General features: G+C 39.5%; 7 protein-coding genes. All 7 read right to left on the bottom strand.

All coding sequences use genetic code 11. The features are described from left to right. Entirely contained in the window at window positions 1-306 is a 306-nt protein-coding gene (locus R2Q80_RS03140) for a lipoprotein (RefSeq protein WP_316798188.1), read from the bottom strand. 43 nt (window positions 307-349) lie between these two features. Continuing rightward, on the bottom strand, window positions 350-1,147 hold the full coding sequence (locus R2Q80_RS03135) for a helical backbone metal receptor (RefSeq protein ID WP_316798187.1): 798 nt from the start codon (window positions 1,145-1,147) through the stop codon (window positions 350-352). Window positions 1,148-1,291: 144 nt separating this feature from the next. Beyond that, on the bottom strand, window positions 1,292-1,975 hold the full coding sequence (locus R2Q80_RS03130) for an ABC transporter ATP-binding protein (RefSeq protein WP_316798186.1): 684 nt from the start codon (window positions 1,973-1,975) through the stop codon (window positions 1,292-1,294). An 88-nt stretch (window positions 1,976-2,063) separates the two neighbouring features. Next, entirely contained in the window at window positions 2,064-4,490 is a 2,427-nt protein-coding gene (locus R2Q80_RS03125; protein ID WP_316798185.1) for an ABC transporter permease, read from the bottom strand. Between the two features lie 90 nt (window positions 4,491-4,580). Beyond that, entirely contained in the window at window positions 4,581-6,980 is a 2,400-nt protein-coding gene (locus R2Q80_RS03120) for an ABC transporter permease (RefSeq protein WP_316798184.1), read from the bottom strand. 89 nt (window positions 6,981-7,069) lie between these two features. Then, window positions 7,070-9,451, bottom strand: a complete 2,382-nt coding sequence (locus R2Q80_RS03115; RefSeq protein WP_316798183.1) for an ABC transporter permease — start codon at window positions 9,449-9,451, stop codon at window positions 7,070-7,072. 52 nt (window positions 9,452-9,503) lie between these two features. Then, on the bottom strand, window positions 9,504-11,879 hold the full coding sequence (locus R2Q80_RS03110) for an ABC transporter permease (protein WP_316798182.1): 2,376 nt from the start codon (window positions 11,877-11,879) through the stop codon (window positions 9,504-9,506). Window positions 11,880-11,926: the final 47 nt, after the last annotated feature.

The raw sequence follows: 11,926 nt of genomic DNA, 5'->3' as shown, positions 1-11,926 counted from the left end.
TTATTTCACGATGACTTCCGAAACCTCGATTAGTTCAGGACCACCTTCGACCGGATAACCTGAAACCTTCGTACCTTTCAACGAAACTTGTTTATCCAGATAGGTATCTAAATTTAAGGAGCTGCTTTTTAAAGCGTAGGGTTTCCCTCCCGAGTTGATGGTATGCGTACCATATTGGTAGGTGGTAATACCCATTTTCTGTAGGTTTCCGGTTAAGGAAACGACATCAGAGCCACTGGTGTTTTGCATTGAGCTGCAGCCAGAAAGGGCAGCTACAAATAAGGTTAAAACGAGTATTTTTTTCATGATGTAGTTAATTATTTACTTATAAACAAGGAACATCAGAAAGCTAATAAAGTTCTTTTTGGAATTCAAAAAAATACTGCACGGCCTTCACTAGTCGGCTCCCATACCAGCTAAACATTTCTCCATCTACCATCATTATTCTGGTATCAGGAAGTGCAGCCTGGATTTCCTCGATATGTTTTTCTTTAAACGGATACGGCTCTGATGAAAGCAAGATGAGATCACAATTTGCGACTTTCAGCTGTTCGATTGTAATTTCGGGATAGCGATCCTGCCTGATGACGTTAGTCATTCCGTTTGTTACCAACACATCATTGATGAAGGTATTGTAGCCTGCTGCCATAAATGGGTTTCGCCAGATAAGATAGGCCACCCTTTTGTTAATATTGTGCTGCAGTGCCAACGTTTTCAAATCGTTAAAACCTGCTGATATGAGGTGATTAAGGTAAGCGGCTTCGGGTTCCCTATCTACCAGTCCTCCTATCTGACTAATGGTTTTCATGGCATCCTCTACTGTAAAAATATCACTCATCCATACCGGAAAATCCCTGGCAAGCTCTTCGATATCACTTTGTGCATTTTCTTCCTTATTCCCGATGATGAGGTCGGGCTTCATTGCGCGGATTAGATCGATATTGAGTTTTTTAGTCCCTCCCACTTTTGTTCTTCCGGCAAACTTTTCAATGGGATGAATGCAGAACTTCGTCAGCCCGATGATTTCCTTATCCAGCCCTAATTCAAAAAGCAGTTCAGTTTGCGAAGGAACTACCGAAATAATCCTTTGAGGGGGGAAGTTGATGTTAATTCCATTTCCTAACTGATCGGTAAAGGACTTTTGCATGGCGCAAATATAGGGGTTTTCGCTGTTGCACTGATTACCTGATTTTACTGCGCCCCGCCGATTATAGCAACGGGGCAGCAGAAAGTCCTATTTAATCAAAAAAGAAGTGCTATCGTGTTAATGGAGCAATAAGTTTTCACGAAATTAATGCGGTACCGCAACATCTTCTTTGATTACGCCATCAGCAATATGCAGAATGCGATTGCCATATGTGGCATTTTTCTCTGAATGCGTAACCTGAATAACGGTGATGCCATCTTCCTGGTTCAGTTTTTTAAATAGAGTCATAATCTCTTCAGCCTGAACGGACTGTAAATTTCCGGTGGGTTCATCGGCCAGAATTACTGTAGGTTGTGCTGCCAAGGCCCTGGCAATGCCTACCAATTGCTGTTGGCCGCCTGAGAGCTGATTAGGAAAAAGATCTTTCTTCGCTACAATATTGAAACGATCCAACAAATCGGCAATCCTGCTGGCCCTCTCGGAACCCGGTACTTTTTTATACAACAACGGGGCTTCGATATTCTCGTAAACCGTCATTTCGTCTATCAGATGATAAGCCTGAAACACGAAACCGATGTGATTGCGATAAAGTTCTATTCTTCTACGCTCACCAAGGCTCGTTACATTTTCACCTGAAAATTCATAGGTACCATAAGTTGGGTCCTCAAGCATCCCCAAAATATTAAGCAAAGTTGATTTTCCTGCTCCCGAAGGGCCCATTATGGACACAAATTCTCCCTGATCAATGGTTGCGCTTACATTGCGGAGCACGTAACTTTTGTTGCCTTTTGAGGCATAGTATTTTTCGATATTTTTTAATTCGATCATGTTTTTAAGGTTCATGGACGGAAGGTTGAAGGTAAGAAGGTTCCGTAGGCATTAGCCTCCGACCTTAAGCCCCTTTACCTCACTGCCCTTATTCATATTTAAGTGCATTAACGGGGTCAGAAGTTGCGGCTTTTCTGGCCTGAATACTTACGGTTAAGATTGCAATAATAACAGAAATTAAGGTCGATATTATGAAGGGTACTATCGGCATTTCAATGCGGTAAGCAAAACCATCAAGCCATTTTTTAATAATAATATAGGCTATAGGCCAGCTGATCAGGTTAGCAACAATCACCAGGATCAGGAACGATTTGTTCAGCAGATTTATAATCTGGACATTTGATGCGCCAAGCACTTTTCTTACAGCAATTTCCTTGGTACGGCGTTTGGCTACAAAAGTAGAAAGTGCAAATAAGCCAAGCAGCGATAAGGATACAGAAATAGCACTGAAAAGGATGATCATGTTAATAAAACGCTTATTATCCTGAAGAGTATTTGAAAATGCATCATCCAGAGAGCTGTATTCCATTGGGAAATTTGGGTAAATCGCTTGCCACTCTTTCTCAATTTTACCAATCAGGGTCTGATATTCTGAAGTGGTAAACCTGACTAATAAATTATTTGTATTTGATGTTCCGCCCAAGCTTGTAACTTTATATACTGTTGGCAAAACTGATTTATCAAAACCTTCATTATGATAGTTTTTAATCACTCCAACAATTTGAAAAACATTTGTTTTCCCTTCCCAATCCGCTTTTCCATAGGTTTGCCCGATTATATTCTTACCAAATAAAGCAGCTGCAGCCTCATTTAAAACCACAGTATTCACTGTATCCTGTTTATATTCCTTAGAAAAGATTCTTCCGGCTATCACTTTTACTCCTAGCGCAGGTAATGCATCCATCGTAACTGTAACCGTATTAAGATTAATGGTACTTCCCTTATATTTTACCTCCTCCGGAACATTAAAAGTATTTCCCATTACCTGTGTGGTGGTTGCAACATACTGTATTCCGGGAATCTTCTTTAACCGTTCGGCAAACTTCTCTTCGTAATTGGTTTTGATATTAATCAGATTTGCCCTTTCAAATCCTAAATCCTTATTAGTTATAAAGCGGGACTGCATTTGCATTACCCCTATTGATATGATGAATGTAACTGAGATAATAAACTGAAAGACTACCAGCACATTACGCAGTGCAACACCTTTTAAACCATTTTCATAATTGCCTTTGAGCACAGATACAGGATTATAATTGGATAAAATCCACGAAGGATAAAAACCTGCAACCAAAGTTACAAAAAAGAATAATCCAAATAGCTGGCTTAGCATAACAGATAGTTGCGCGTTATGCCAGAAACTTAAATCAACTTTAAACTGATGATTAAAGGCAGGTAATACCATCTCAATTAGAATGATACAGATAAAAAGAGATATAACACTTTGAAGCGCTGACTCAATTAAAAACTGCACAGTTAATTGTGCCCTGTATGATCCCAGCACCTTTTTTATCCCAACTTCTTTTGCACGTTGAACCGATTGGGCAGTTGCCAGGTTGATAAAATTAATTACCGATACCAACAACAGGAATGCCGATATCGCTATCACCGGTTTTAGCTTTTCGAACCAATTAATGGTGTATGGCGGATTACCATGAACCTCTTTTATTGGAATCACTTTCAAACCGGGTAATTTTCCATCCTTGTATATATCATCGTAGGTTGTTTTTTGTCCATTTAAGAGTTTCTTTTTAAAATCAATATACAGTTTTTTTAAGGTTTGATTAAGCACGAGTGTATCACTTAACTTATTCAATTTAGCGAAAACCAGGCAATAGTTATTGCTGGTTGGATTTTCAGGATCACTGTCTCTATCGCCTGTCCGGCTAATGGCATTAAAGCTCACACTTTGTGGTGATTGCGGATCTGCAACAACCCCAGTAATCGTTAACAGGTTTCCGGCGTCGCTTCTCCATCTTATCATTCTGACAGTTTTCCCGAGCACTTTGGTTGTTCCGAAGAGTTGTATAGCGAGGCTTTCTTTCAATACAATAGTTTCTTTTCTCTCCAGGGCTTTGTCTGCGCTCCCCTGAATAAACTGGTAAGGAAATACATGGAAGAAACTGCTGTCGGAATCCTTGATTTTAGTAATCATAACCGGGTCAGCATTGTCTACCTTTAAGGAATACCCACCTCTGAAATCCCATTCATTGTCTACTTTGGTTACAGCAACTGCCTGAGGTAACTTATCTCGCACCATTGCAGCCACCCTGCTGTTTGCTATCTCATTCCAATGTTCTTTATTATCTGGCGTGAAAAAATCATGTTTCTCCCTGATCTGGTAAATATTTTTTAATTCAGGCGACCAAGTGTCGTAACTTTCTTCATGGTTGATGTACAATAGCATCAGTACAAAAGCGGTTAGGCCTAGTGCCAGCCCACCGATATTAATTGCAGCATATACTTTGTTCTTCCAAAGGTTCCGCCAGGCAATTTTGAGGTTGAGTTTGAACATATCTTTAATGGTTGGAGGTTAAAAAAGGTTGAAAGCTGGAAGGTGTTGGTTACTCTAGCCTTCACCTTCCAGCCTTCCACCTGCCTGCGTTTATTCATATTTCAGTGCATCGATGGTATTGGTAACCGCGGCTTTGTAAGAGCGCACACTCACCGTAATCAATGTAATGACCATAGAAATAATCATAGCCAGTGCAAATGGCCAGATACTGATATCGATGCGGTAAGCAAAACCTGAAAGCCATTTCGAAATGAATAAATAAGCCAGGGGCCACGCCACGATATTGGCAATAAAAACCATGACCAGAAATGATCCGTTGAGCATTTTTACCAGTTCAATAGTTGAGGCACCTAGTACTTTCCTGATGGCTACTTCTTTGGTTCGCTGGGTAGCCACAAAAGAAATTAAGCCGAATAACCCGATAAAGGAAATGAAGATGATGACACCCGCAAAGAATTTAAATAAAGTTCCCATGATTCTTTCAGTTTCGTAGTACTGACTGATATCATCATCAACAAAGGAAGAGCTGTAAAAATTCTCAGGAAAAGTGTCATTCCAGATTTTCTCAATTTGTGGCATCACTGAAAGAATGAGCCTGCTATCCATTTTAACGGCAAGGTTCCGGTAGCTTTCTTTCATTGGCACAATCACTATGGGTGATATCGGATCATGTAAACTCAGGTTATTAAAGTCTTTTACTACCCCTACAATAGTCCCCTCTTTCCCCCACAATCTGATCTTTTTACCCAACGCGTCGTTAAAGTTGACAACATTTAATTTTTTTAGCATAGTTTCATTAACTACGAGCTCTTTAATTGTATCACTTTTGGAAAAGCCTTTGCCGGCAACAAATGTCATCCCAAAGGTGTCGAAGTAATGCTCATCTGCTACTTTTGTATTAGCCTGAAAATTGGCCGTTTCAGTACCATTGTATTTAAAATTGCTTTCGTTATTGTTGCCCGATGAAGGCGGATTTCTACAAAAGCTGCTAGATACCACGCCAGGCAGTTTTGAGATCCGCTCCTGAAACACCTGATATTTCAATACACTTAAACTATCGTTTCTCACACTCACCATTGCTATTGCAGAGGGGTTAAAACCGAGTGGTTTTTCTCTCATATAGTTCATCTGTCGCAATACTACCAGTGTACCAATAATAAGGACTATCGTAATTGTGAACTGCACAATAACCAATATTTTGCGTAAACTCAGGCCACCTGCATTGGCGGTAATTTTATTTTTGATAGCTAAAGCCGGACTGAATTGCGACATTACCATCGCCGGATAAAAACCAGCAAGTAAGCTTACAACCAGCACCAAAGCAATCATAAAAATAAAAATCATTGGATGTTGAATGATACTGAAGGAAATATCATCATGAAATAACTTTTTCATACCAGGTAAAGCAATTTCAGTTAACACGCAGGCAACAAGTAATGATAGTGTGCTTATCGTCAGCGTTTCTGTTAGGAACTGAACAACCAGTTGTCTTTTCAGGCTACCCATCACTTTACGAACTCCAACTTCTTTACTTCTGCTAACGGCCTGGGCTGTGGCCAGATTAATAAAATTAATACAGGCCGTAAGCAGTAGAAAAACACCGATGATCGCCAGGCCATAAAGTTCTTTGCGGGGCATTGTTTTATTGGCAAAATTCCCCAGATTATCGTTGTAATGAATATCTGTTAAGGCTTGTGCGCTCACTTCCTCCTTAGATGACGCATTTTTTTCAAAGTATTTTTCAGAAAACTTAGGGAGTGCGGCTCTTATTTCATCAATTGATACACCCTTCTTTAAAAGGAAGTAACACTCATCATTTGATGAGGTGTTTCCCCACTGATCGAATTTCTCATCTTTATAACTTCTAAACGTTTGATACGAGACCACAATATTAAGGGGAAAAGAGGTGTTTTCAGGCATATCTTCAAGAATACCAGTTACTCTAAAGTTTTCTCTGTTTTGGTAATTGATGGTTTTACCGATCGCTTTAGTCCAGTCCCCAAAAAACCTGGCAGCCATCTGCTTTGATAAAACAACCGTGTGAGGTGCCGTTAATGATTCATCGGGATTTCCCTGTAGCCACTTAAAACTCATGATCTCGAAGAACGCCGGGTCTGCATAAAACACGTCCTCCAGCACTTTCACTCTTTCCTTTCCAGAAACATCTTTTACTTTTATAATTCCGCCGTCCTGTCGGATGGCTCCAACCTTTTCAATTTGATTTTTAAAATCATTCCTCAACGCATCCGGAGCGGGCTTCGGCACGCCCTGCGATTCCTCAAACCCATCTCCTGAAGTCCAGTTGGTAGTTAAGCGATAAATCCGGTTCTGATCTTTAAAACCTTCATCAAAACTCATCTGATAGCGGATGAAAATAAAAATAAGGATACAGCTGGCCATGCCTATAGACAGACCAAGAATATTAATGAATGTATAACCCTTGTTTTTCCAAAGGTTTCGCCAGGCGATTTTAAGGTTGAGTTTGAACATATTTTTAAAGTTTGAAGGTTAAAAAGCTTGAAGGCTGGAAGGTGTTGGTTGCTTTAGCCCTTCACCTTAAACCTTCCGCTTTCCCACCATTATTCATATTTAAGCGCGTCTACTGCGTTGGCATTTGCAACCTTAAAGGTCTGCGTACTAACTGTTAAAACTGCGATAATTACTGATGTCAAAAGCGCTAATAAAAAGGGCCATGGATTGATGCTGATTTTATAATCGTATTTCTCGAGCCATTTGCTAACCAGGATATAGGCTACCGGAATAGCAATTACATTTGAAATAATGACCAGTTTCATGAAATCTTTATTGAGCAGCATAAGTATATCTGAGAGGTTTGCTCCCAAAACTTTACGGATACTAATTTCTTTACTCCGCTGTTCGGCCATATAAAGTGCTAAACCGAGTAAACCCAGGCAAGATATGAAGATGGCAAACCCGCCAAAAATATTGGATAGCACGCTCAACAGCTTTTCATTTGCTATTTTTTCTGCCATGCCATCGCTCACAAGCTTAAGTTCAGCTGGGTAAGCAGGATTTAGCCGGCGGCTAATCTGCTTAATCATTTCAATAGATGCGGAAAGAGATTGCTTTGGACTGAGCTTTAATAACAGGCTTTTGCTTTTCTTAACATTATAGTAGTAAACTGTTGGGGTTACTTTGGCGCCTAAAGATTCATTATAAATATCATGTACAACACCTACAATTTTGAGTGGTGGATTATCACCCCAGTGAATGATTGTTCCGATAGGGCTTTTTAGCTGCATGAGTTTTACAGCTTCCTGATTCAGCAATAATGAAGTTGCCGTATCCGCAGGGAATTTTGAAGAAAAATCTCTGCCCGCAATGATCTTCACCCCTGCTGTGCTGGCGAAGTTAAAACCTGTACTCCGGTAACTTAAAATAGACACATCATTTTTGGGTTTGTTTGGCCAAGATATATCGCCCGTTATGTTGCCCCCACGGGTAAATGCACCTGCATATTCAGTTGCTGATTCAATGGCTCCGGCTTGTTTGAGTTCATTTTTAAACACTTCCATTTTACCGGGCTTTGTAAGCTCGCCTTCCAAATCGATTTGAGCCAGGGCGGTAGCATCAAATCCCAATGGTTTATCCCGCATGTACTGAATCTGATTATAAATTACGATGGCGGAAATAATCATACAGATGGATAAACTAAACTGGAATACCACCAATACTTTACGAATAGACAATGAGCCAGCAGCCCCCTTAGAGCTTTTTAAAACTTTAACTGGAATAAATGAAGACAGGTAGAATGCCGGATAACTTCCGGCTAATAAACCGGTAATAGTAACCAAAATAAATAATGTAAGCCAAATGGTGTATGAGCTATAATCAATAGCAATCCTGATGTTTAATAAGTTGTTGAAATAGGGTAAAAGAACTTCTAACATGGTAAATGCAATCACCAAGGCAAGGATAGAAAGGATAAACGACTCTATCATGAACTGACCCATTATTGTATTTCTAGTTGACCCTAAAGCTTTGCGAACACCAACTTCACGGGCACGCTTTTCAGATCTGGCAGTAGAAAGGTTCATATAATTGATACAGGCTATGAGTAATACGCAAATAGCAAGAAAAAGAAATAATCTCGCCTGGTCTACCCTCCCTCCTGTGGACTTGCCGTTATCAAAATCATTATAGAGATGAAGTTTTGAAAAGGGAAAAAGAAAAGGTGTGTAAATCATGCTTTTCAACTCTGGTTCTTTATTTACTATAAAATTTCGGAGGAGGTTGTTGGTTGCGTCCATAGAAACGTTATCCTTTAATTCGAAAAAAGTATAACAGGTAATGGCACCCCATCCGTTTTCTTTATCTTGAGGATTAATCTGATCAAAAAAGGCCCAGGGATGCAACACATCAAATTGCATGCTCAGGTTTTTGGGCAAATCTTCGATTACTGCACTTACTTTAAGTTCTTTTTTACCATTATAGCTTATTCTTTGTCCGATTGGATTTTCATTACCAAAAAGTTTTTTGGCTGTTGTTTCATTGATAATGATCGAAGCCGGATCATTTAAAGCAGTATTTGAATCACCATAAATGAAATGATAATCGAAAATCTTTAAGAAATCAGGGTCAACGTAGAATGCTGAAAGCTTAAAGTGATCCTGACCATGACTGTACAAATTAACGTTATTTTCGTTGGAGGCACGTGAACTTCTCTTAAAACCCGGCAACTCTTCCATAGCGGCTTTTGAAAGTTTATTCGGTAAGGCCATAGTAGTAGCAAGTTTGCCATTGAACTTCAAATTCAATGCAGCGATATAAACCTTATCTATATTTTTAAACTGCTTATCGTAACTCCATTCATAATTTACATAGAGTAGAAGCATTAAACAGCAAGCCATGCCAATGGCTAGTCCACCAATATTGATAAGGGTAAAACCTTTGTTTTTCCGGAGATTTCGTAAGGCAATTTTTAGGTTGAGTTTAAACATATTTTTCAGGGTTGAGGGATGAATGGTTAGATGGCTGAGGTCATAGCCTTAACTATTCGTATTTCAATGCATCAACAGGATTAGCTTTTACAGCCTTATTGGCCTGGATGCTCACGGTAATGATGGTTAATAAAATAGTGATCAGCGCACTGGTAATAAAGGGTAAAATGGGCAGATCGATTCGGTAAGCAAAAGTTTCGAGCCATTTTTTAGTGAGGATATAGGCTATGGGCCACGAAATAACATTGGCCACAAGCACCATTAAAAAAAATGAGCTGTTTATGAGCCTGAAGATCTGAATATCGCTCGCTCCCAGAATTTTGCGTACGGCAATTTCTTTGATACGGCCATTGGTAATGTATTTCGCAAAAGCGAACAGGCCCAAAACCGCGATGAAAATGGTTAACATTGCCGCCGCAAAAAATACGGACTGTAGCTGCTCTTGTTTTTTGAAAAGTTTTCCATAAAGCTCGTCCAAAAATTCATACCGAAAATCTTCTCCGTCCAGCTTGTTGATTTCCGGCCATTGCGATTTCAAGGCAGCCAAAGCATCGGCCATTTTGTTTTCTTCGATTTTGAGCATGATTTGCAGTTTAGCATTTCCGCAGGAATTTTTAATAGCATAAATGGTTGGCTGAACTGCGCTCTCAAAACCCTGTGCCTTGAAATCTTTAGCTACGCCAACTATTTTATAATTGGTATTGCACCCCCTAATGGTTTGACCGATAGGGTTTTTAATCCCATATTTTGCTACTGCGCTTTCATTGATTACGGCAGAATTTGCAGTATCTGTTTTAAAAGCAGAGGAGAAAAACCGCCCTTCCTTAAGTTTAATACTCAGGGTTTCGAAATAATCAAAATCTACATCTACAAAATCGATGCTTGCATTTACGCCGTTTACGGTATAACCGTTCGAACCGTTTTCTGCGCCGTCGGGCACATCGGTAGCCACGGTTGCCGACTTAATCCCGGGGATTTTTAAGATTTTCTCTCTGAGGGGTTCGAATTTGGCCGGATTGTTAAAATAGGCTATATTTTTAATGAATACCACCTGATTGGCATTAAAGCCCAAATCTTCGCTCCGCATATATTTAAGCTGCGAATTGATGATAAGTAAACCGATAATAAACACAACAGCAATACTGAACTGGAAAACCAATAAACCGTTACGTAACCAGTAGCTTTGTTTACTGGTTGAAAAATTCCCTTTAAGTACCAATGCAGGTTTAAAACCAGATAATACCATTGCCGGGTAAATACCTGCAATAAGGGTGATCATGCAAAGAATTAGCGGCAACTGCCAAAACAGATGATTGTCAATATGCCAGATGGATAACTTAATCTGAAAAAGATTATTGAATGCGGGCAAAACCAATTCGGCTACAATTAAACCTAGTATGGTAGCGGCAAAACACTGCATAAAAATTTCGACTAAAAACTGGGTTGTCAATTGCAGGCGATAAGCGCCCATTACTTTTTTAACCCCAACTTCTTTAGCACGTTTTGTAGCCTGTGCAATGCTCAGATTAGTGAAATTGATACAGGCAATAACCAAAATCAAAATACCCAGAACAGACAGGGCGAGTAATATCTTATAAGGTGCGTCACTCCCGGCTTTTGGTTTTAAATGCTGATTGGCAAGCGGATCTAAAAACGTAGAAACACTTTTTATCTCGTCAATTGTTTTCTTGTCGGTTTCTCCCTTTAATAATTCAGACCTATATAAATTGGTGATTTTTTGTTCAAGATTAGCTACATCAGTTCCCGGTTTTACCTGAATGTAAGTCGTATAATTGTTGTAGCCATAGTTTTCATCCTGTCCCAGCTCATTCGCGATTGATATTCCATCAAAAGTGATGTTAGAGTGTAAATCGTTAAGAATGGAACCATTTATTTTGCTTTTTATACCTGAATTGCTACTTCCTACAACTACCATTTCCGGGCTGTTGTCTTTTTTATCCGGGAAGAGAGTTTTCATATTCTCATTACTCAAATATGAAAGTCTTTCTATCTCGCCATTTGGCTTTTCAAGCCCGCCGGTAGGTTTTAAATTTAAAATTTTAGCCGCACTGTAGTCTGCCTGCATAAAATTTTTGGCAAAAAGTGCATTGTTGCCATTTTTCAATGCCAATTCATAGAAGCCCTTTTTGGTAATCCCCGCCAATTCTACTTCAGGAAAACTATTTTTTATGGCTTTGGCCAATGGAGGGGAAGTATAATTTGTAGTGAAGTCGGGTTCGATTCTTCCTACCACATATATGTTATCGTAATTAGGGTTATTTTTATCGAAACCAGTTTCATAACTGAAATACATTACAACTAAAATAAATGCTGCTAAAGCGATTGCCAGGCCACCAACATTAATGGTTGTGATCCCTCTGTTTCTCCAAAGGTTTCGCAATGCGATTTTTAAATTGAGTTTGAACATATTTTTTAGGGTTGAGGGATGAAAGGTTAGATGGCTGAAGGCATAGC

Origin of the sequence: Pedobacter frigidisoli (assembly GCF_032678525.1) — a bacterium.
Lineage (GTDB): Bacteria > Bacteroidota > Bacteroidia > Sphingobacteriales > Sphingobacteriaceae > Pedobacter > Pedobacter frigidisoli_A.
Note: the sequence above shows the minus strand (reverse complement) of the source record. Positions and strands in the feature narration are given on the sequence as shown.

Excerpts from the sequence above, each read along its gene's own strand:
- R2Q80_RS03140 (WP_316798188.1), bottom strand. The coding sequence starts at position 306 with ATGAAAAAAATACTCGTTTTAACCTTATTTGTAGCTGCCCTTTCTGGC.
- R2Q80_RS03135 (WP_316798187.1), bottom strand. The coding sequence starts at position 1,147 with ATGCAAAAGTCCTTTACCGATCAGTTAGGAAATGGAATTAACATCAAC.
- R2Q80_RS03130 (WP_316798186.1), bottom strand. The coding sequence starts at position 1,975 with ATGATCGAATTAAAAAATATCGAAAAATACTATGCCTCAAAAGGCAAC.
- R2Q80_RS03125 (WP_316798185.1), bottom strand. The coding sequence starts at position 4,490 with ATGTTCAAACTCAACCTCAAAATTGCCTGGCGGAACCTTTGGAAGAAC.
- R2Q80_RS03120 (WP_316798184.1), bottom strand. The coding sequence starts at position 6,980 with ATGTTCAAACTCAACCTTAAAATCGCCTGGCGAAACCTTTGGAAAAAC.
- R2Q80_RS03115 (WP_316798183.1), bottom strand. The coding sequence starts at position 9,451 with ATGTTTAAACTCAACCTAAAAATTGCCTTACGAAATCTCCGGAAAAAC.
- R2Q80_RS03110 (WP_316798182.1), bottom strand. The coding sequence starts at position 11,879 with ATGTTCAAACTCAATTTAAAAATCGCATTGCGAAACCTTTGGAGAAAC.